Genomic DNA, 22,931 nt, shown 5'->3' on the forward strand with positions numbered 1-22,931 from the left:
TCACACACCTCACTTCTTCTGGCTGGCCGCATATGCGGCAACGGCTTCTACAGCTTCTCGCACGCCGTTAGTAACGGCCCGGGAGGTAATCGTTGCGCCAGTCAGCGCCTGGATGTTTTTATCTGTGGGAACTTTGACTACTTCCATGTCTTTTGGATCTTTGTTGGCAAACTGTTTCCGAAACTTATCTCCCACCATCTTATCGCCCAATCCAGGAGTCTCAGCATGTTTTAAAACCTTAAAGTCAATTGCCTTACCGTCGGTTGTCACACCGGCAAGCATGTCAATCTTACCAGCATACCCTTTACCACTGGCAGGTACTACATAAGCAATCACTTTACCGCCTTTTATCCCTGCATACCAACCTTCTTTGCCATCAACAGCTTTAAAGGATTCGGCATCTTTAACAAGTTCTTTCATTGCATCATTTTTGGCTTTGACGCGTTGTTCAGCCGCAACTGGTTCAGTGATCGCGTATGCCCCAGCAATGATGACCCCTGAAATAAAACAGGTTATGGCTAGGCTCATAGTAATTTTAAAGATACCATTATTTTTATCGTCATGTGCGTGTGCATCATGTGACATGGTCATTTACCTCCTTGCCCCAAATTTTGCAGGCTTAACCAAAAGGTCGATCAGCGGCGTTACACAGTTCATGAGTAGAATTGCGTAGCAAACCCCTTCAGGATAACCGCCCAATAAACGGATTAACACTGTAAGACAGCCTGCGCCTACGGCAAAAATGATTTGACCTTTAACAGTAATGGGGATGGTCACCATGTCGGTAGCCATATAAAATGCACCCAGAATAAGTCCACCTGACATCATATGCATGATAGGATCATGACCAAATGCAGCCGTTAAAACACCAACAGTACCAATCATAAATACCGGAATCTGCCATTTGATATAGCCACGATAAATAAGGAATAGTCCGCCGAGAATTAAGAGCAGCGCTGAGGTCTCGCCCATACTACCGCTGCGGGAGCCGATAAAGAGGGCTTTGTACATTTCAACTTTGTCACCAAAAATAGCAACAAGTTTTTCATAGCCCTGCAGTTTCAAAATACCAAGAGGAGTAGCCGAAGTAACTCCATCCAATTTACTCGTCATCTCGGGCCAGGTAGTCATGGCCACCGGCCAGGAAGCTAATAGAATTGCCCGACCAACAAGCGCCGGATTAAAGATATTGTAGCCAAGGCCGCCCATAGTGTGCTTGGCTACAGCAATTGCTGCCACAGTACCAAACACTGGCATATACCAAGGTAAAGTCGCCGGAATGTTCATGGCCAGTAAGAGTCCAGTCAAAAAGGCACTGCCATCATTGATAGTAATTGGTTTGTTCTGCCACTTCTGAATAAGATATTCTGTAGCCATGGCCACCAGAATACAGATAACCATGGTCGTCAAGGCTGGCATACCAAAACGGTACACCGAGAACAAAGCCGCCGGTGCTAATGCCAGATTAACTGCCCACATAATCTTAGCGATAGATTCGTCGCACCTGATGTGCGGTGATGCCGAAACTGTTAAGGTACCAACGTCCAGTTTTACTTCTGCGCTCATACCGCCCACCTCCTATTTCTTTTGTGCAGCCGCAGCTGCTGCGTTTTGTGCTTTTGATAATTTAACATAATGAACAATATTACGTTTAGCCGGACATACATATACACAGGAACCACACTCTACGCAGTCAAGCAGGTCATATTCTTCCTTCGCTTTGGCAAATACGCCGCGTTCACCAAGAATACTCAACATACTTGGTACAAGTCCCATTGGACAGGCATCAACGCAGCGACCACAGCGGATACAGGGTTGTTCTGGGCCCATATTGACATCAGAAGCACTGAGTGCCAGAATACCAGACGTACCTTTGATTACAGGTACATCAAGAGTACGTTGCGCCATACCCATCATCGGGCCACCCATAATTACTTTAACCGGCTGATCTTTAAAGCCACCACACATTGCTACAGCTTGAGCAAAGGTTGCCCCTACTCTTAGCAAAATATTTTTCGGCTCAGCGATGGCACCGCCAGTGACAGTAGCAACGCGTTCAATAAGAGGAATTCCTTTTTCAACAGCATCAGCCATGGCTACAAGAGTACCTACGTTTTGTACAACAGCGCCTACGTCCATAGGCAGTCCGCCGGAAGGAACTTCCCTGTCAATGATCACCTTAATCAGGGTCTTTTCAGCGCCCTGAGGATATTTAGTCTTAAGCGGAACTACCTCAATGCTAGAGCCAGCACAGGCTTTGCGCATGACATCAATAGCATCAGGTTTATTTTCTTCAATTCCGATATAGCCCTTATTAACACCGAGAATCTTCATGGCAATTTTCATACCAGTAATTATACGTTCGGTTTGTTCAAGCATGACTCTATGGTCGGCAGTCAGGTACGGCTCGCACTCTGCCCCATTTAAGATAAAAGAATCTATGGGTTTTTCTGCCGGCGGTGACATTTTTACATGGGTCGGGAAGGTTGCGCCACCCATGCCCACAATACCTGCCAGACGGACAAGCTCTTTAAGTTCTTTAGTGTCAATTGACTGCCAATCACGGCTCAGCGGCAAACCAGGAACCCACTCATCCTGACCATCGCTTTCAATGACAACTGCCTGACAAGTGCCAAAAACCGGATGAGGGTATTCGGCAATTTCAACAACTTTTCCTGAGGTTGAGGCATGAATAGGACTGGCGACAAAGGCTTGGGCCTCAGCTACTACCTGTCCTTTCTTGACCAAATCGCCCACCTTGACTACCGGTGCGCAAGGCGCGCCCAGATGCTGCCTGGTAGGAATGATGACTTTTTGCGGTAATGGTGCCACTTCTATCGATTTGGCAGCCGTATACCGTTTGCGGTCGTCGGGATGTACTCCCCCGCGAAAGCTTTTTGCCATACTTTCACTCCTTTTGCTTGGTGCAGTTTAATCGCCTATCAAAGCCTGGCTCATGACAAAATACGGATAATGACTGGTTTCATTTTGTCATCAGTTTTGGCATTGCGATCATAATACCTGACATACATAATAGACAAACCAAAGGCTGCAAAGCCGCCACCAATCTGATACCACAGTGGATTTGCCACCTGATGGAGATCGGTAAAATAAGTAGCAACAAATGCTCCACCAACAGCTGCGATGAGCGGCAACATATATACAACAAAAGCCGCTCTGAGCATATTTGCTTCCTTGATTTCAATAACTACTCGCTGGCCTCTTTGGGCCCCCACCGGATTGAGAACTTCGGCCACGATGGCTTCATTGCCTGCGCATGTTCCACAGTTTTCACAATCACTATGCCGACTTGCTTTTACTTTGGCCATTCCATCGTAGACTTCTAATACTATGCCTTCCTGCTCTTTGTCCAGTGTTATTCCCCCCTTCGCAGGATTAGGTAAATAAAATAATTAAATTCTTGCTGAAAACGGATTAATATATTCGCCTAAAATAGTTGATTACCTTCAATTTGGCACAAATTACTTTTTTCACTTTTTCGACAAAATACCGCATTCGGTATATTTGAAAAATTCCAACTGTAATTACAATACCAGATTTTCAAAAAAATTACTATAGTTTTTTGTGAAATTTTGTACAAAATCTCTAATAAATTACATACCTTATTATAAAAAAACCATTCCTCAGCATCATTTGTAATGTTGGGAATGGTTTTTGCTAATACAATTATATATAATTTTACGAATTAATCAAATTTTAATTATTGGCATCTATTGTAATTTCTACCATCAGTATTATCTCAATCTTTTTCTTTACTCAATACATCTCTAATAACTTGCTCCTCAGGAATCATAACCTTATCTGGTAACTTTGACTGCAACGCCGCCAATAACTTGTCACCTGGTTTAAAATAAAAACGTCTATTTTGTGTTTTCCCCTTATTGTCAGATACAGAATAAGCTAATGTCCATACATCCCGCGCATCAAGCGCTGAATTAAAACGGTAAGTGCGACGAAATTTGAGTACGCCGATAAGCTGAGGTTTATAACGATATACCCCAAAAATATCGCGATACGGCACTTCATGGCTTATACTGCCTAACAAGCCGCGTTTGGTAAGTCTAAGAACTTTTTTATCCATTTCGTAGGTATACTTGGCTGTCATGCGCTCGACTAGCACAAATAGAATCATGGATGCAGCCATGATTTCCAATGGTTGAAACAGGTTTAGAACAAACCATTTGTACAGTGAAAAAATGGCAAGAGCCGCAAAGGCCGTTATGGCTATTGTCATCACAATAAAGTTTTTTTTGCTGGCCTCAGATTGTACTACTACTTTTTCCAACTTAACCGAATCCTCCGTAAAAACTTTTGTTTTTTCTATAAAGTAGACTTAGCTTCAGATGGGGTTTTAACCCCACCTGAGGTTAGTCGCCCTTATCCAGGGACTTAGCCGCTCTTTAACTCCCACTTGTATACCCTAAAGGGCACAGGAAAGTGGAGTCTTAGAGCGGGTTAGTCATCGAATAAAGTAATCCTTTATATTACTTTATTCTCCTTAAGCTTGTTGATTTCCTGTATACTTAGCCCTAACAATTCCTGCAAAATTTCTTCAGTATGCTGGCCTAATAGCGGCGCCGGTTTTTCAACCGCCCCGGGAGTATCTGATAGTTTAATTGGAATTCCTGGCATTTTAACAATACCAGCTGTAGGATGCTTGGTGCTCATAATCATGTCTCTGGCAATGACCTGAGGATCACCAATCACTTTATCAATGGTATTAATGGGTCCGCACGGAATACCTGCAGCCTCTAGTGCATCAAGCCAGTCAGCAATGTTTTTATGCACAAAAATACCATCTAAAATTCCTTTTAATTGTTGAGCATTTTGCGTACGCAATGCATTTGTTGCAAACAGAGGATCTTTCGCCAGCTCAGGTTTACCTAACAGGGTGCATAATTTTTCAAACAACTTATCATTACCTGCACCGACAATAACTGAACCATCTTTAGCCGTAAAAGCCTCAAAGGGAGTAATTGACGGATGACGGTTCCCTAACGGAGTAGGGATGATTCCTGCTACCATATACCTAGCTATGGCATTCTCTAAAACGGCCAACTGACAGTCAAGCATGCCAACATCAATCATTTGACCGTGCCCGCTTTTTTCCCGGTGATATAACGCCATCTCAATGCCAATTACAGTAAATAAGCCGGCAATAATATCACCAATGGAAGCACCTACCCGAGTAGGCGGCCCCCCTGCTGGACCGGTAATACTCATAATCCCCCCCATAGCTTGAACAATTACATCATACGCCGGTTTATCCCGGTAAGGGCCGGTTTGTCCAAAACCTGAGCAAGCCGCATAAATTATGCGTGGATTAACCGCTTTTAACATATTGTAATCAAGACCAAACTTTTCCATAGTCCCAGGGCGGTAGTTTTCTACGACAATGTCAGCCTTTTCTACCATTTGACGAAATAAAGCACGCGCTCCTGGGTTTTTTAAGTTAAGCGTCATTGAGCGCTTATTGCGATTAAGGCTCATGAAATAAGCACTTTCTTGCCCGATAAACGGTCCAAACGCCCGAGAATCGTCTCCTATCCCAGGAGGTTCGATTTTAATGACATTAGCCCCAAAATCGGCCAACATCATACCAGCATACGGGCCGGCAAGTACCCTTGTCAAATCTAAAACAATTAAATCTTGAAGCGGTTTCATATAACCATCCCCCTAGCTCGTAATTTTTACTACATAAATTACCAAAAGCTGGTACTTGGGTATGGGAATCTCAACCGAAACTAAAACCTACTTTTCTATTATGCTCTATAAAAAAATACGCAAACATGCAATAAAAAACAATAGGCCGGGGTAAAATCCCGGCCTATTGCACACTTCTAATTAGAAGCCAAGTAATCCGAAGAATACATAGCAGACGATACCACCTACTACCGACATGGCTAAGCCCCACATTAAGAGATTGCGGAATAGTTTGGCCTTATCTTCATGCTCACCGGCACACGCAATGCACAGCGCGCCAAGAATGGAAAGCGGTGAAGTGTCAACAAGGTGGGCACCGATGTTAATCGAGGAAATCATGGCAATCGGGTTACCGCCGCCGACTTCTTTAATAAGCCCAGGAACCATTGGCAGGAACATCGGCATTACAACACCTGAAGAGCTGGAGTAAGCCGACAAAAGACCGGTTACGAAACCAAGAACACCGTTAATGGTAGTCGGATTGGAGATTGCGCCAATCATTTTTACCATAGCCTTAAGGCCACCAGACTTATCCATAACTTCAATCAATACAGTTACGCCGCACACCATCATAATTACGCCCCATGGAATAACTTTGATGGCAGCTTTGCTGTCGCCAGAACCAGTCAACATAAGTATGCCGGAAAGGATGAAAGCGACAGTACCGACATTAGATAAGAGATTCATCACTGATTTTGAGAACAGCCCCTTGGTTGCAGGCAAACCAGGCAGTACAACTAAGAGGATAAGAATACCAACTGCGGCAAGAGTCAGCCATTGATGCTTATTGAATGGTTCAGGCTGAGGAGCCAGTTCATCAATGTTAAGAGCCTGGCCGCGTTGCTTTTGAATCCAGGCCCAACCACCAAGTGCAAAGAAACCGCCAATGTTTACTAAACCTTGCGCAACTTCAGAGTTAAAATGGATTTTCCAGGCCAGACCGCTAAGTTGGTCAGCCGGAATTCCGAGCCCGGAAGCCATTTTGGCAATAATACCGTTAGAAATAATACCAGTAGGAGCAAAAGGCGAGAAGGCCGCACCGTTAGCTGCGCCGACAACCAATAAAGTCATCAAGAAAGCAGGCATACCAATCCGGGTAGCAATTGCCATGGCCACAGGAGCCATCAGGGCAGTACCTGCGATATTACCAGGCCCAATAGTTGTAACAAAAGTTGTAAGTGCAAATACAATCAACGGTACAATCGCCGTATTGCCTTTACATAGGCGAACAGAATAGGCTGTTAGTTTTTCCATAGTACCGTTGGTCTGAGCCATACCAAATAAGAAGGTTACCCCAACTAAAATCATAAACAAACTGGTAGGGAAATAGCCAAGCACCTTTGCGCCTGTAGTTCCTCCCCAGAAACCGCCGACGATTATGGCAAAACCAATGCTAAGAAAACCTACGTTAAGATCTTCGTTGACACAGCTGATAATTACAACGATTGCCAATGCAACAATGGACATTATTGCTGCTAGTGAAATATCCATTTACAATTCCTCCCCGCATCTTGAATTTATTGAAGATATTACTTAGACAAGCCGCGAACTATTTATTATACTATTCCACACTAACCTGAACTCAATACCCCCTTTCACCAACAATTTTCTTATTTCACAATTATTAGGTAAATACACACTTATCTGAAAAATTCTGAGTAAAAAAAATTGTATCTTCTACGCCTTATGGTTATTCGACAATAAAAGATATAATCCTTTTTGTTCAGACATAATTCGATATTTTTTTCTTTAAATTTGGCGAAAAATAATAAGACGAAGGAGGGAGAAACCTCCCCCGTCTTGTTTATTCTAAATTATAACCCGAGGATACCGAAGGCTACATAGCACACCAGAGCACCGACTACCGCCATTGACAAACCCCACAGCATTAAATTTCTAAAAAGCTTGGCTTTGTCTTCATGGTCAGCTGCACAGGCTATACAGAGCGCGCCAAGAGTTGACAGCGGTGATGTATCAACAATGTGAGACCCAATATTAATTGACGAGATAAGCGCCACTGGGTTACCGCCGCCAATCTGCTTAATGATGCCAGGAACCATAGGCAGGAACATCGGCATTACCACACCTGAAGAACTTGAGTATGCGGAGATAAGGCCGGTAATGAATCCTAATACCCCATTAACGGTGGTGGGGTTAGAGATAATAGCAATCATCTTAACAAGAGCGCTTAAGCCACCGGCTTGATCCATGATATCGATCAGCACAGACATACCGCACACCATAAGGATTACGCCCCACGGCATGGCCTTAACGGCTTTAGCATCATCGGCAATGCCGAACAGCATAAAGATTGCGCCAATACCAAAGGCGACCGCACCAACATCCCATTTAAGAACAATTACTGAAAGCACTAACGCAGCAATACCCACTAATGTGGCTACTTGTTTAGATGTAAAAGGCTCAGGTTTAGGTGCAATCTCATCAATATTGAGTGCAGATGAACCGCGTTGTTTGCGCATCCAAGCTAAGCCACCAAGTAAGAAGAAGCCGCCGAAGTTTACTAACCCTTGCACAATTTCCGAGTTAAAATGTACTTTCCAGGCCAGACTATTGAGCTGGTCAGCTGGTATACCGAGACCTGGAGCCATCTTGGCTATGATACCATTTGAGATAATACCGGTTGGCGCAAACGGCGAGAATGCTGCACCATTTGCGGCACCAACAACCAACAGGGTCATAGCAAAGGCCGGCAGACCAATACGACCTGCAATGGCCATAGCTACCGGCGCCATAAGCGCAGTAGCGGCAATGTTACCAGGGCCAATAGTTGTCACTATTGTGATAAGCACAAACAGGATAATTGGGATTAAGGCAGTATTGCCTTTTGCAAGCCGTACAGCATAGGCACTAAATTTTTCCATAGTACCATTTACCTGAGCACAAGCAAACATAAAGGTTACACCAATCAAGATCATGAACAGTCCCACTGGCCAGCCTTTAAAGATGGCTGCAACCTTCATGCCAGAGAACACGATACCAACAAGTAACGCAGATGCGATACCAAGAATACCAACATTCATTTCCTTAAAGCAAGAAATGAGAACAACAATAACCAAAGCAGTAATTGACGCCAACGCGGCGGTACTGATTTCCATAAGTTTTCCCTCTCCTATTGCATACAGTAGTCCAGCTAAACTATGTCTAATACTTCAGCAAGAGAATTCAACTGACAAAATTCAGGTGCATACGGGGCAAGTTTGCTGGTTTATATAAGCTAATTCCTATTCTTCGTCTTCGTATTCTTCGTCATCTTCATCTTCTACCGGCGCAGGAAATGCGGCATGTAGAGCCTTAGTGGCTGCAATGAAAACGCCGATAACGGCGAACATGGTCGGCAATGCAATTAGCATTAGAGTTATAGCTTTTGAAGTTGCGCTTTCCATTTATTTACCTCCCCTATTTCGCCAGTGCCGGAATCAGGGCGAGTACCAAACCACCGGCCACAACAGATGCAACCTGTCCGGCTACGTTTACCCCAATAGCATGCTGGATAATGAAGTTAGTGGGATCTTCTTTAAGAGCCATTTTTGCAATTACGCGGCCAGACATTGGGAAAGCCGAAATACCGCAAGCACCAATCATAGGATTAATCTTGGTCGGGCTGAAAGTGTTTAAGAGCTTGGCGAAGAGTACGCCACCGGCAGTATCAAACACGAAGGCTACAGCACCCAGGCACATGATCAGAAGAACATCGAAAGTCAGGAAGCGTTCAGCTGTCATAGTACCGCCGATAGTGATACCAAGTACAAGCGTAACAAGGTTGGCAAGTTCGTTCTGAGCGCAGTTTGAAAGGTTTTCAACAGCGCCGCTTTCCTTTAAGAGATTGCCAAACATCAAGCTGCCGATAAGAGCAACAGAGATAGGAGCAACAATACCAGCGATAACTACAATCATAATTGGGAAAAAGAACTTAGTGGTTTGGGAAACAGGTTCTTCCCCTTCAAAACCCATCTTAATCTTACGTTCACTCTCAGTAGTCAACGCTTTAATAACAGGCGGCTGAATTACCGGAACGAGTGACATGTAGCAATATGCGGCAACAGACAGAGGTCCTAGCAGTTCTTTAGCAAAACGGCTGGCTACATAGATGGTAGTAGGGCCGTCAGCGGCACCAATGATACCGATGGATGCAGCATGTTCAAACGAGAAACCTACCAAAGTTGCGCCAACGGCTGTAGCAAAAATGCCAAACTGAGCAGCAGCGGCAAACAGCATTACCGATGGGCGACGGATCAGCGGTGTAAAGTCGCACATAGCACCAATGGCAATAAAGATAAGTACAGGGAACAGTTCGTTAGCAATACCTGCATTGTAGAGAACAATGAGGAACCCCTCTTCACCTGGGTGAGTCGAAACTGCCGAAGAGTGCGGAATATTGGCCAAAACTGCGCCAAAACCGATTGGGAGAAGGAGAGCCGGTTCGTAGTCATGTTTTACGGCAAGATAGATGAGCAGGGCGCCGACAGCCCACATGACGACATGCTTCCAGCTAAGACCAATGAAACCCATGAGGAGTTCGTCAAGCCAGGGATACTGGTGAATCAATGCTTCCATGTGTGTTTTTTACCTCCTAATAAATGTTTGTGAAAAATCATCATATTAATCATAGTGAACCTTACATAATATATCAACAGGAAACATTAGGAATTGGTGCGGCGCTATATAAGCCGCACCAATTTCCCCTTGAAAAATTAACCGATAACGGCCATAACCTCGCCAGGTTTTACGTTTTGTCCGGCAGTTACGTTGATGGACTTAACAGTACCATCAGCAGGTGAGCCGATTTCATTTTGCATTTTCATGGCTTCAAGAATAAGGATGACGTCACCCTTCTTCACCTTCTGACCAGGTTTTGCAACTAATTTAGCTATTTTGCCCGGCATTGGAGCGGCTACTGGGGAATCACCAGCAGAAACTTGTGCAGGAGCTGCGGCTGCGGCTTTTGGAGCAGGTGCGGCTGCCGGAGCAGCTGCAGGGGCTGCAGGAGCTGCTGCAGGGGCTGCTGCACGCGGTTGGGCGGAAACAGCGCCACCTACTTCTTCTACTTCTACCTCATAGGTATTACCATTAACTGTTACATTGAATTTTTTCATTCAAACAGACCTCCATTCATTGATGGTGTTCTATATACGTTTAGGCAAACTGACGGCTATCCATAATCTTCTGCCGTCCCACATTGGCCCACTGGTTACCAGTACGGGTAATCCTAACAGCTAGGTTGCCGGTACCCATCATGGCATAAATGCTAGCGGTAATAACGGCAACTACTTCTGGACTAAGCCCCTCAGCTTCTATAGCTATTGAAGATTCATCCGCTGTTTCAGTTGCTGCTGCGACTGCTTTTTTCTTCTTTTTCTTAGCCTTAGGTGGCTCAGGCTTGCCAAATAATGAGTCAAAAAAGCCCACGTTAACTATCCCCTTTCTTTCCGCTCTGAAAGTTTAAGCGAGAGAATTATAGCGGAATATTGCCGTGCTTTTTGGCAGGACGCTGTTCGCGCTTGCTAGCTAACATGTTGAGCGCAGTAATAATCCGCGGCCGGGTTTCTTTCGGTTCGATAACTAGATCAACGAAACCGCGTTCTGCCGCTTTATATGGGGTTGCGAAGTCTTCCACATATTTTGCAGTTTTGGCTTCAGCTTCAGCATCGCCACGGAAAATGATGTTAGCGGCACCAGCTGGGCCCATAACAGCGATTTCAGCAGAAGGCCAAGCCATAACCTGGTCAGCACCCAAATCTTGGGAGCACATAGCCAGATACGAACCGCCGTATGCTTTACGGGTAATAACTGTAATTTTAGGCACAGTTGCTTCAGAATAAGCGTACAGCATTTTAGCGCCATGACGAATAATACCGCCGTATTCTTGATCAGTACCAGGCAAGAAGCCAGGAACGTCAACAAGATTAACCAATGGCAGGTTGAAAGCATCACAGAAGCGGATAAAGCGTGAGGACTTGTCTGAAGCGTTAATATCAAGGCAACCGGCCATAACATTAGGCTGATTAGCAATAATACCTACCGGCTGACCATCAAAGCGGGCAAAGCAGGTGATAATGTTTTGTGCATAATGAGCAAGGACTTCATAGAATTCACCATTATCGACAACAGACTTAATAACATCTTTCATGTTATAAGGCTGGTTAGGATTATCAGGTAAAAGAGTATTTAGTCCTTCGTCCATCCGGTTGGCATCGTCACCAGTGTCAACAATAGGAGCATCGTCCATGTTGTTGCTTGGCAAGAAGCTGAGGAGATAACGAACCTGCTGCATGCAGTCATCGTCATTTTCGGTTGCGAAATGAGCCACACCAGAAGTTGAGTTGTGAGTCATAGCGCCGCCCAATGCTTCGGCAGTCACTTCTTCAGCGGTTACTGATTTAATAACCTGTGGTCCAGTAATAAACATCTGGCTAGTGTTCTTCACCATATAGATGAAGTCAGTCAGTGCAGGGGAATATACGGCGCCACCAGCGCATGGTCCCATGATTACCGAGATCTGCGGGATTACGCCCGAAGCCAGGGTGTTTTCATAGAAGATTTTGCCATAACCGGCCAAAGCATCAACTGCTTCTTGAATTCGAGCACCGCCTGAATCGTTGATACCAACTAAAGGAGCGCCCATTTTAAGAGCCAATTTCTGTACTTTTACGATTTTAGCAGCATGCATTTCGCCCAGGGATCCACCAATTACGGTAAAATCTTGAGCAAATACATAGACTAGACGACCTTCAACCGTGCCGTAGCCGGTTACTACGCCTTCTCCTGGAGCTTCTTGTTGCTCCATGCCAAAATTGGTACAACGATGACTAACAAATTGGTCGAGTTCAACAAAAGTGCCAGGGTCTAATAGTTTTTCTACGCGTTCACGGGCAGTAAGCTTACCGGACGCATGTTGCTTTTCGATACGCTTTTGACCGCCGCCCAATTTCACTTTTTCCTGGCGTTGTTTCAGATCCGCAATTTTTTCTTGGATTGTAGCCATTTAGAAAAACACCTCCATTACTTGGAAACTAAATGTTCCTAATGAGACTGCTCAGAAATGCTCAGCTGCTAGGCGCACCGGAAGACGCTGCAGCGCCGCGTACACGGACGTACACAAGCAAAGCGTCTGAGGAGCAACAACGCAGATGGGCGTTTATGAGCATGTCTACTTGCGCTCGGAAAGTTCGAGCAGGATGCCGCCGGTTGCTTTCGGATGAACGAAAGCAATGCTGGCACCACCAGCGCCATAGCGTGGGGATTCGTCGATCAGGCGAACGCCTTGTTCTTTAAGATCAGCAAGAGCAGCCTCAATGTTGTCTACACGAAGGGCGACATGCTGGATGCCTTCGCCGTTCTTTTCAATAAACTTAGCTACTGGGCCATCAGGGGAGGTTGATTCTAGCAGCTCAACTTCGCTGTCGCCGCAAGGAATAAAGCAAACTTTTACTTTCTGCTGCTCGACAACTTCTTCGCCCATAGCAGTCATACCAAGCACTTCAGTGTAAAACTTTTTTGCTTGTTCCATATCTTTTACCGCAATGCCGATATGGTCAACTCTGAGAACTTTAAATTTGCGGGCGTTTACGCCGCAGTTACAATCTTGGCACATATTCTTTACCTCCTGTTAAAAATTCGATTGATTATATCCAATCTATATACATGATACCATATTTTAATATCAGGTACTATATTTTCCCAGCGGTTTGCTATCAGTTTTTCCTATTAAGCACCATAAGTATTCCGGATTATCGTAGAGTTTGGCGCAATAGGTTGGCGACAACAGTATAGGGATCTTGTTCCCGTTTTTCCACCGACGCTACTAATGAGTCAAAATTTCCGCCAGTTGTAATATGTTTGAGAATATACCGGCCAATATGTTCATCCAATAAGGCAAGCAGTTCATTTTTTGTCCGTTCGGTACGCCGAACAGCCAGCTGTCCTGATTGCTTAAGATGGCTTATATGGTCTTCAACAGCGGCTATGAGCTCAGCAATGCCTTCGCCTTTGCTGGCTACTGTCCTTTTTACCGGGGGCCGCCAGTCAACCATATTTTGATTGAGGTCAAGCATCATCTCGATTTCGGTGTTTAAGCGATCGACTCCATCTCTGTCGGCTTTGTTAATTGCAAATATATCTGCAATTTCCAAAATACCTGCTTTAATGGCCTGAATATCATCGCCAAGGCCAGGCACTAATACAACGATTGTCGTATCAGCGGCTTTAATGACATCGACTTCAGACTGACCTACACCTACTGTTTCAATAAAGATAATGTCTTTACCAGCGGCATCCATAATTTTGGCAGCTTCTGCCGTTTTACGCGACAAACCACCCAAACTGCCTCTAGTCCCCATACTTCTAATGAAAACACCTTCATCCAAGGTAAGCTCGTTCATCCGGATACGGTCACCTAAAATAGCGCCACCGGAAAAAGGGCTTGTCGGGTCAACCGCAATAATCCCAACGGTCTTTCCCTGACGACGATATTCCTTGGCCAGTTTATCGGTCAAGGTACTTTTGCCAGCCCCAGGGGGACCGGTAATACCAATAACATGGGCTTTGCCGGTGTGGGGATAGAGTTTTTGCATGATCTCAGCTGCTTCATCATATTCGTTTTCCACAGCGGTGATGGCGCGGGCCAGGGCCCGTTTGGACCCTGCCAGCACCTCTTCAACTATATTCATCTTTATCACCTGCACAGTTACGCTAGTCGCATAAAACTGCAAATCTTACTTTACGTTGGTTTTGATATACTCAACAATGCTGGTAGTCGGGGTGCCAGGGGTAAATACCTCTGATACACCAGCAGCTTTAAGGCCTGCGATGTCAGCGTCAGGAATAACGCCGCCGCCAACAATCAGCACATCACTCATACCTTTTTGTTTGCTCAGTTCAACAATGCGCGGGAAAAGGTGGTTATGAGCACCTGATAATAGGCTTAAAGCTACAACATTTACGTCTTCTTGCAGAGCTGCTTCAACAATTTGCTCAGGAGTCTGCCGAAGACCAGTATAAATTACCTCAAAGCCGGCATCGCGGAGAGCGCGGGCTACGACTTTGGCACCACGGTCATGACCGTCCAGACCAGGTTTTGCTACCAATACTCTAATACGTTTTTCCATCGTTGTCCCTCCTACTCAGCTTATAGGCTTACATGCGCTTCGTATTCACCGAACACTTTGCGCATTACGCCACAGATTTCTCCAAGGGTTGCATAGGCTTTAACAGCTTCAAGAATAAGCGGCATAAGATTAGTGTTTTCATCTTGGCAACCTGCTTCAAGTGCAGCAAGTGTTGCTTGCACTGCGCCATTATCACGACGAGCTCTAAGGTCAGCCAGCTTTTTCTTTTGCAATTCGCCAACAGAAGAGTCAACACGAAGCAAACCTTCAACTGGCTTTTCTGCAACTTGGAACTGGTTAACACCAACGATAATGCGTTGTTTGCTTTCCACTTCCATTTGCCATTTGTAAGCACTTTCTTGAATTTCGCGCTGGATGTAGCCTTTTTCAATAGCCACGACTGCGCCGCCCATATCGTCAATTTTTCCGATATATTCCCAAGCTTCTTTTTCAATCTGATTGGTAAGAGCTTCGATATAGTAAGAACCAGCAAGCGGGTCAACAACGTCAGCTAAGCCGCTTTCGTAGGCCACAATTTGTTGGGTGCGAAGCGCTACGCGTACCGAATCTTCGGTAGGCAGTGCCAGAGCTTCGTCTTTGGAGTTAGTATGAAGAGACTGAGTTCCACCAAGTACAGCTGCAGCAGTTTGAAGAGCAACACGAACAACATTGTTGTCAGGCTGTTGGGCAGTCAGCATGGAACCGGCAGTCTGGGTATGCACACGAAGCATCCAGGACTTGGGGTTGGTAGCGCCGAAACGCTCTTTCATTACTTTGGCCCATACACGACGGGAGGCGCGGAACTTGGCTACTTCTTCAAGTACGTTATTGTGTGCATTCCAGAAGAAGGACAGACGTCCAGCAAAGTCGTCAACATTTAAGCCAGCTTTGATCGCAGCGTCAACATAGGCAATACCATCAGCAATAGTGAAGGCAATTTCCTGGGAAGCGGTGGAACCAGCTTCACGGATATGGTAACCAGAGATTGAGATGGTGTTCCAGTTAGGAACATTCTTGGAGCAATATTCGAAGATGTTGGTAATAAGACGCATGGAAGGCTTAGGCGGGAATATGTAGGTACCACGGGCAGCATATTCTTTAAGAATATCGTTTTGAATAGTACCGTTCAATTTATCAGGGCTAACACCTTGCTTTTCAGCAACAGCAATGTACATAGCAAGAAGTACCGAAGCAGGAGCATTGATGGTCATAGAAGTCGATACTTTACCAAGATCAATGCTATCAAAAAGAATTTCCATGTCAGCCAGCGAGTCAATGGCTACACCTACTTTGCCAACCTCACCTTCTGAGATGGCATCATCAGAGTCATAACCAATTTGGGTCGGCAGATCAAAAGCGCAAGATAAACCAGTACCGCCTGACTCTAAGAGATAACGGTAACGTTTATTGGACTCTTCGGCAGTTGAGAAGCCAGCATACATACGCATGGTCCAGAAACGTCCACGGTACATAGTGGGCTGTACACCGCGGGTAAATGGATATTGACCGGGGAAGCTAAGATCTTTTTCGTAGTCAAGACCTTCAATATCAAGTGGAGTATAAAGCCTGTTGTGAGACAGGTTTTTACGTTCTGGAAATTTGGCGAGTGATTTTTCCACCTTGCCGGTGTACTCAGCCATTTTTTGTTTTAAGCTATCGTTGTTAGCTGTGCACATTTTCTAATTCCTCCTTTAAGTATGTATTCCTTGGTGAATCTGAAAGACTAGCCTTAATGGCCGGCCTTTCTACTTTATTTTCATACTGCCTGTTTCCAGGAAGCGAGTATGCCAGGAAAGAGCTTCATTCATTATATGTGGAGTGTGCGCATTACCAGTGGCCTTCTCAGCCCGTTCAAGATAATCTCTAAGCATTGGCTGATAATCAGGGTGAGCACAATTTTCGATAATAACGCGAGCCCGTTCTTTAGGGCTTAAACCACGGACGTCAGCAACACCACGTTCGGTGATAAAGACATCAATATCATGTTCGGTATGATCAAAGTGTGAGCACATAGGAACAACAGAGGAAATATCGCCTTTTTTAGCAATCGAATTCGTGAAGAAGAAGGTCAGGTAGGCGTTACGGGCAAAGTCACCTGAGCCGCCAATCCCGTTCATCATTTTTGTGCCCATGATATGAGTAGAGTTAACATGACCATAGATATCGAACTCAATGGCAGTGTTCATGGCAATTACACCAATTCGACGGGCAATTTCCGGGCTATTAGCAACTTCTTGCGGCCGGAGAATGATTTTTTTGCGATATTCGCCTATATTATCATATAACCGTTTTAAACCATCTGGCGAAGGGGTAATAGAAGTTCCCGAGGCAAAAGTAAGCTTGCCGGCATCAATTAGATCAAACATACCATCCTGAATAACCTCGGTATAGACAGTAAGGTTTTCAAATTCAGAATTAGCCAAGCCAGCGACAACCGCATTGGCGACTGAACCTACACCAGATTGCAGCGGCAACAGGTTCTCTGGCATACGACCAGCTTTGATTTCTTTCTTCAGGAATTCAATCAGATGACCAGTCATAGCTCGGGCATCATCATCAATAGCAGCCAAAGGACGTACATCGTCTTTGATATCACAAGGAACTATGTACGCGATTTTATTTGGATCACAAGGAATATATGGCGTACCAATACGGTCATCAGCTTTCACAAGCGGTATCGGTTGACGATTCGGGGGGTCAAGCGGCACATACACATCATGCATACCTTCAAGTTCAAGCGGCTGGCTTGTATTGATTTCAACAATAACAAAATCAGCACTTTGAACAAATGAAGCAGAGTTACCAAGCGAAGTTGTCGGCACAATATGACCTTCTTCAGTAATGGCACAAGCTTCAATTATAGCCACATCAACTTTTCCACCAAGAAACCCATAGCGTGACATTTGTGCCACATGGCTTAAGTGGAGGTCGGTATACTGGACACCACCATTGTTAATAGCTTTCCTGAGAGCATCATTAGTTTGATACGGAAGCCGTTTGCCGATACCCTTGGCTTCAGCTAAGGCGCCATCAAGCTCCTTACCTACTGAAGCACCAGTCCACAGGTTTACTTGGAAATTCTCTTGTTTCATTCTCTCTGCCAGCGCGAGCGGCACTGCCTTGGGATATCCCGCAGGCGTAAAACCACTGGCACCAATGTTCATCCCTGGTTTAATACTGGCAGCTGCTTGCTCTGCGCTGGCAATCTTAGCATGCAGAGCTTGGTTTCTGACTCGGTCTTTGATGTCAATCATTGTGCACTCTCCATTCGAATCGGTAATTTTATTATAATTTTAGAGATATCACAGTTATTGTTAGGAAAACCGCCAAAAATATTCTAACACACAATTACAGGGACAACAAAAAAGCACCTATTGGTTTATTTTGCATGAACAAAACAAACCCAGGTGCGCACTTACTAGTTATCCATTACCGGTTAGGCAACAGACCATAAGGGCGTAGTTTGCAGAGTGTACTTCCAGAACGACCGACTGGGCGTCTGTCCGTATAGTTATAGGTTTCAGCTATAACATTATTGCTTTATACTATAGGTATTCTACGCCCAAAATGAAATTCCTGCTACTTTATAGGCAAAAAAATATTTTTTTGTTGGAATTTGTCAGATTTGGCGAGAAAGATAATAGGACATACTACTTAACCCTACAGACAAGTCCTCACTTACTACATGGATGCTGGCAGGTACGTTTAGCTTAACGGGGGCAAAGTTCCATATGCCCTTGATCCCAGCCTCAACAAAACGCGTAGCAATATCCTGTGCGTATTCGGCAGGTACAGTAATAATCCCAATCTGAATATCGCGATCGCTCACGATTTCTTTCATTCGTTCAATGCTGAAAATCTCCACTTCATTAATATAGCGCCCTATTTTGTCGGTGTCTACATCAAAAATTGCCTGAAGATCAAATCCCTGCGGGGAAAAATTGGCATAGTTAGCCAACGCCCACCCTAAGTGGCCTACGCCAGCAATAGCAATATTCCACTTACGATTGAGCCCGAGAATTTCACCAATATTCCGCATAAGCTCTCGCACATAGTAGCCGACGCCTTTTTTGCCAAACTCACCAAAAGCTGACAAATCCTTGCGTATTTGTTCAGGTGTTACCCCGATTTTCCGCCCTAGTTCATCAGAAGATATAATTTCAATACCTTCTTGTTGACTTAGTTTAAGCGTACGGTAATAAAGCGGCAACCTATCAATCGTTGCCTTAGAGATTACTGCATTTTCTTTGTGTTCTTTCATCGAAACAACTCTCCCTAGCAATAGTCAGCGCTCATATAAGCGGCTTATCTTTCTATATTATTTGTAATTTATTCTCACTCATACCTGTAAATTCCTGCTACGTAAACTTAAATAGGCATATTTGTTATACAATTTCACATTTACTAAATATTTATACTATAAAAAGCCAATAAAAAAAAGGGATGTCCAGCGGACATCCCTCGATAATTTAACATTTCTTTTGCGGATGATAGTGAGTATGCAGTAGGTGGTGAGACTTTTCACCCAGCGGCTTACCCAACCACGTTTCGTAAAGCTCGGCAACTGCCGGGTTATCATGCGACTTCCGAATATCTGAGCACGTATCGCATTCATAGATAGCATCCATACGTTTTTGACGATGTTCAGCTGACGTAATGATTGGCTGCCCGCCGCCGCCTGAGCAGCCGCCAGGACAAGCCATGATTTCAATAAAGTGATAATCAGCTTCGCCTGCACGTATTTTATCTAAAAGAATACGGGCATTTGCTAAAGTATGAGCTATAGCAACTTTAGCTGTCAAACCATCTTTAATAGGTACAGCAGCTTCTTTGATGCCGGTCATACCACGAACAGCTTGGAACTCAATGTTGTCGAGCTCATTTCCGGTTACCAGTTTGACAACGGTCCGGAGAGCTGCTTCCGTTACACCGCCAGTAGCACCAAAGATTACGCCAGCGCCTGAGCCGACACCAAGCGGAGCGTCAAAATCGGCCTCTTCCAATTTTCCGAAGGTTAAGCCAGCTTCGCGGATCATACGGGCCAATTCGCGAGTTGTCAGAACATAGTCAACATCTTGGTAACCGCTTGAATTCATCTCTGGGCGCGCGGCCTCTGCCTTTTTAGCAGTACACGGCATAATGGAGACTGAAACGATATCCTTAGGATCAATCCCTGCCTTCTCTGCATAGTAGGTCTTAGCCAGAGCACCAAACATCTGCTGTGGCGACTTAGCAGAAGACAGATGGTCTAAGAGGTCAGGATATTTCAATTCAATAAAATTAACCCAGCCTGGGCTGCAAGAGGTGATCATGGGCAGCTTGCCGCCGTTAGTCAGCCGGTCAATAAGCTCTGAACCTTCTTCCCAGATAGTAAGGTCAGCAGTAAAATTTGTGTCAAATACTTTATCAAAACCTAAGCGCTTGAGTGCAGTTACCATCTTACCAGTAACAATTGTACCATTAGGCAGATCAAGAGCTTCGCCCAAAGCAACGCGCACAGCAGGAGCAGTCTGAACAATTACATGTTTAGATGGATCACTGATGGCATTCCAAACTTTCTCTGTATCATCTTTTTCGACAATAGCACCTGTCGGACATACGGCAGCACATTGACCGCAGTAAGTACAGGCTACTTCGTCCAAGCCTAAGTCAAAGGCAGGAACAACAGTTGTATCAAAGCCCCTGTTAGCAAAGCTGTAGACATGTACGCCCTGGCGCTCGCTGCAGGCGCGGATGCAACGACCGCACAAAATACATTTGCTTTGGTCGCGAACCAAGGAAGGATTATTTGCATCAAGTGGATAGTTTTTCTTTTCTCCGTCAAAACGTACTTCCCTGACGCCCAGGTCTGAAGCAATAGTTTGCAATTCGCAGCTTAAGTTGCGTTGGCAAGATAAGCAGTCTGTTGGGTGGTTGGCCAATAAAAGCTCAACTACCGTTTTGCGAGCTTCGCGTACATTGGCTGTATTGGTACGAACAATCATACCTTCATTTACCGGATATACGCAAGATGCTACCAAACTGCGGGCACCCTCCACTTCTACCATACACACACGACAGGCCCCTTCTACACGCAGCTCAGGATGATAGCACAAAGTCGGAATTTTAATTCCGAGCGAAATTGCTGCTTCCAGAACAGTCGATGTTTTCGGTACGGCTACTTTCTGTCCATCGATTGTTATATTAACCATTTCCATCGTAGTTGTCACCCTCTCTTCTCCCAATCATTCTGTCTTTCGTTGGGTATATCTCCGGTTCCAATTAACCGGCAAGCTTAACCTCTAACGATTGATTTAAACGGACATTTGTCAAAGCAGGCGCCGCACTTGATGCACTTAGCTGTGTCAATTTCGTGTACAGCCTTTTTCTCACCGCTAATAGCTTCAACCGGGCATGCTTTTTTGCACAAGCCGCAGCCTTTGCAGGTATCAGTAATGCCATACTGCAGCAGGTTGGTGCAGGCACCAGCCGGACAGCGTTTCTCGTTGATGTGGGCTTCATATTCTGCACGGAAATAGTGCAATGTAGACAATACCGGATTGGGAGCAGTCTGACCCAGACCACAAAGAGCAGTGGTCTTAATGTTTTTAGCCATGTTCTCTAACAGGGCAATATCTCCTGCACGGCCTTGACCTTCAGTAATCCGGGTGAGAATTTCCAGCATACGTTTGGTGCCTTCACGGCATGGAGTACATTTACCACAAGACTCGGATTGGGTAAAGTTCAAAAAGAACTTAGCAACATCAACCATACAAGTGGTCTCATCCATTACTACCAGACCGCCTGAGCCCATCATTGCCCCAGCTTGAATAAGAGAATCATAATCTACCGGTAAATCAAGGAGGTTTTCAGGCAGACATCCGCCTGACGGACCGCCGATTTGAACTGCCTTGAATTTTTTACCGCCTTGAATACCGCCGCCTATGTCATAAATAATTTCGCGCATGGTAATGCCCATAGGAACTTCGGCCAGACCAGTATTATTAATACGGCCAGTAAGCGCAAATACCTTGGTACCTTTACTCTTTTCAGTTCCGATTGACGCATACCAGTCAGCACCCTTGGTGATAATTTGAGGTACATTACCAAAGGTTTCGACATTATTAATATTGGTCGGTTTGCCCCACAGACCAGATATAGCTGGGAACGGTGGGCGAGGACGCGGCATACCGCGTTTGCCTTCAATTGAGGCTAAGAGCGCTGTTTCTTCGCCACATACAAAGGCACCAGCACCTTCTTTAATCTTAAGTTTAAAACTAAAGCCCGAATTTAAAATATTCTCGCCTAAGAGGCCCATCTCTTCAGCCTGCTGAATAGCTATTCTCAGGCGCTTGATAGCCAATGGGTATTCAGCCCGGACATAGACATAGCCTTCATCAGCGCCAATAGCATAGCCGCAGATAGCCATACCTTCGATTATGCGATGGGGGTCGCCTTCAAGAACGCTACGGTCCATAAATGCACCGGGGTCACCTTCATCAGCGTTACAGACAACATACTTTTTCGTGCCAGGTGCATTACGTGTGAATCCCCATTTCATACCAGTCGGGAAACCACCGCCGCCCCGGCCCCTCAGGCCAGACTTTTTAACTTCATCCACTACCTCTTCAGGCTTCATTTCTGTCAGAGCTTTGCCTAACGCTTCATAACCGCCCTCGGCAATGTATTCATTAATATCTTCGGGATTGATGTGACCGCAGTTAGCCAACACCATCCGCATCTGCTTTTTATAGAAATCAAGATCTTTATAGCTCGGGATTTTCTCATGAGTAATGGGCTCTTTAAATAATAAACGCTCAACGATACGACCTTTGAAAAGGTGGTTCTCAACCAGTTCAGGCACGTCCGACTCTTGAACACGAACATAGAAGGTACCCTCTGGATAGATAATGACCAGCGGACCCATTTCACAAAAGCCGTGACAACCGGTTTCAATAATTTTAATTTCTTTATCTAAACCCTTTTTGGCCAGTTCTTCTTGGAAAGCGGCTTCAACCTTTTTTGCACCTGAAGACACGCAGCCAGTACCGGCGCAAATGAGCACATGCGCTCTGATATGTTCCATAATATCCCCTCCTGTTA

At 45.1% G+C, this 22,931-nt stretch carries 21 protein-coding genes; all 21 read right to left on the reverse strand.

What is annotated here, in order from left to right; translation table 11 throughout:
• Window positions 1–9: 9 nt before the first annotated feature.
• Entirely contained in the window at window positions 10–585 is a 576-nt protein-coding gene (locus tag B9A22_RS13120; protein ID WP_084576183.1) for an RnfABCDGE type electron transport complex subunit G, read from the reverse strand.
• A 6-nt stretch (window positions 586–591) separates the two neighbouring features.
• Window positions 592–1,566: an RnfABCDGE type electron transport complex subunit D gene (locus B9A22_RS13125; RefSeq protein WP_084576184.1), complete on the reverse strand. Its 975-nt coding sequence runs from the start codon at window positions 1,564–1,566 to the stop codon at window positions 592–594.
• 12 nt (window positions 1,567–1,578) lie between these two features.
• Complete coding sequence (rsxC, locus tag B9A22_RS13130; protein WP_084576185.1) at window positions 1,579–2,904, reverse strand: electron transport complex subunit RsxC; 1,326 nt, start codon at window positions 2,902–2,904, stop codon at window positions 1,579–1,581.
• Window positions 2,905–2,954: 50 nt separating this feature from the next.
• Complete coding sequence (locus B9A22_RS13135) at window positions 2,955–3,380, reverse strand: SoxR reducing system RseC family protein (RefSeq protein WP_342747834.1); 426 nt, start codon at window positions 3,378–3,380, stop codon at window positions 2,955–2,957.
• Window positions 3,381–3,760: 380 nt separating this feature from the next.
• Window positions 3,761–4,306, reverse strand: coding sequence for a hypothetical protein (locus tag B9A22_RS13140; protein ID WP_084576187.1), 546 nt, complete (start codon window positions 4,304–4,306; stop codon window positions 3,761–3,763).
• A gap of 194 nt (window positions 4,307–4,500) precedes the next feature.
• Window positions 4,501–5,685, reverse strand: coding sequence for a CaiB/BaiF CoA transferase family protein (locus B9A22_RS13145; RefSeq protein WP_084576188.1), 1,185 nt, complete (start codon window positions 5,683–5,685; stop codon window positions 4,501–4,503).
• Window positions 5,686–5,865: 180 nt separating this feature from the next.
• A complete protein-coding gene (locus B9A22_RS13150; RefSeq protein ID WP_084576189.1) occupies window positions 5,866–7,215 on the reverse strand; it encodes an SLC13 family permease in 1,350 nt (449 codons plus the stop codon).
• A gap of 323 nt (window positions 7,216–7,538) precedes the next feature.
• A complete protein-coding gene (locus B9A22_RS13155; protein WP_084576190.1) occupies window positions 7,539–8,840 on the reverse strand; it encodes an SLC13 family permease in 1,302 nt (433 codons plus the stop codon).
• A 126-nt stretch (window positions 8,841–8,966) separates the two neighbouring features.
• Window positions 8,967–9,128, reverse strand: a complete 162-nt coding sequence (locus B9A22_RS25450) for a hypothetical protein (RefSeq protein WP_176215507.1) — start codon at window positions 9,126–9,128, stop codon at window positions 8,967–8,969.
• A 13-nt stretch (window positions 9,129–9,141) separates the two neighbouring features.
• Complete coding sequence (locus B9A22_RS13160) at window positions 9,142–10,299, reverse strand: sodium ion-translocating decarboxylase subunit beta (protein WP_084576191.1); 1,158 nt, start codon at window positions 10,297–10,299, stop codon at window positions 9,142–9,144.
• Window positions 10,300–10,436: 137 nt separating this feature from the next.
• Window positions 10,437–10,838: a biotin/lipoyl-containing protein gene (locus B9A22_RS13165; protein ID WP_084576192.1), complete on the reverse strand. Its 402-nt coding sequence runs from the start codon at window positions 10,836–10,838 to the stop codon at window positions 10,437–10,439.
• Between the two features lie 40 nt (window positions 10,839–10,878).
• Window positions 10,879–11,151, reverse strand: coding sequence for an OadG family transporter subunit (locus tag B9A22_RS13170; RefSeq protein ID WP_084576193.1), 273 nt, complete (start codon window positions 11,149–11,151; stop codon window positions 10,879–10,881).
• 46 nt (window positions 11,152–11,197) lie between these two features.
• On the reverse strand, window positions 11,198–12,727 hold the full coding sequence (gene mmdA / locus B9A22_RS13175; protein ID WP_084576194.1) for a methylmalonyl-CoA decarboxylase subunit alpha: 1,530 nt from the start codon (window positions 12,725–12,727) through the stop codon (window positions 11,198–11,200).
• 165 nt (window positions 12,728–12,892) lie between these two features.
• Window positions 12,893–13,336, reverse strand: coding sequence for a methylmalonyl-CoA epimerase (gene mce / locus B9A22_RS13180; protein ID WP_084576195.1), 444 nt, complete (start codon window positions 13,334–13,336; stop codon window positions 12,893–12,895).
• 136 nt (window positions 13,337–13,472) lie between these two features.
• Window positions 13,473–14,411 (reverse strand): methylmalonyl Co-A mutase-associated GTPase MeaB, encoded by a 939-nt coding sequence (meaB, locus tag B9A22_RS13185; RefSeq protein WP_084576196.1) that lies wholly within the window; start codon window positions 14,409–14,411, stop codon window positions 13,473–13,475.
• A 45-nt stretch (window positions 14,412–14,456) separates the two neighbouring features.
• Window positions 14,457–14,849, reverse strand: coding sequence for a cobalamin B12-binding domain-containing protein (locus tag B9A22_RS13190; protein ID WP_084576197.1), 393 nt, complete (start codon window positions 14,847–14,849; stop codon window positions 14,457–14,459).
• 20 nt (window positions 14,850–14,869) lie between these two features.
• On the reverse strand, window positions 14,870–16,489 hold the full coding sequence (locus B9A22_RS13195; protein WP_371361020.1) for an acyl-CoA mutase large subunit family protein: 1,620 nt from the start codon (window positions 16,487–16,489) through the stop codon (window positions 14,870–14,872).
• 105 nt (window positions 16,490–16,594) lie between these two features.
• Entirely contained in the window at window positions 16,595–18,103 is a 1,509-nt protein-coding gene (gene scpC / locus B9A22_RS13200) for a succinyl-CoA:acetate CoA-transferase ScpC (protein ID WP_084576199.1), read from the reverse strand.
• Between the two features lie 365 nt (window positions 18,104–18,468).
• Entirely contained in the window at window positions 18,469–19,110 is a 642-nt protein-coding gene (locus B9A22_RS13205; protein ID WP_084576200.1) for a redox-sensing transcriptional repressor Rex, read from the reverse strand.
• 208 nt (window positions 19,111–19,318) lie between these two features.
• Entirely contained in the window at window positions 19,319–21,046 is a 1,728-nt protein-coding gene (locus B9A22_RS13210) for an NADH-dependent [FeFe] hydrogenase, group A6 (RefSeq protein WP_084576252.1), read from the reverse strand.
• Between the two features lie 77 nt (window positions 21,047–21,123).
• On the reverse strand, window positions 21,124–22,914 hold the full coding sequence (nuoF, locus tag B9A22_RS13215) for an NADH-quinone oxidoreductase subunit NuoF (RefSeq protein WP_084576201.1): 1,791 nt from the start codon (window positions 22,912–22,914) through the stop codon (window positions 21,124–21,126).
• Window positions 22,915–22,931: the final 17 nt, after the last annotated feature.

The sequence above is a fragment of the Sporomusa malonica genome, from assembly GCF_900176355.1.
GTDB lineage: Bacteria > Bacillota > Negativicutes > Sporomusales > Sporomusaceae > Sporomusa > Sporomusa malonica.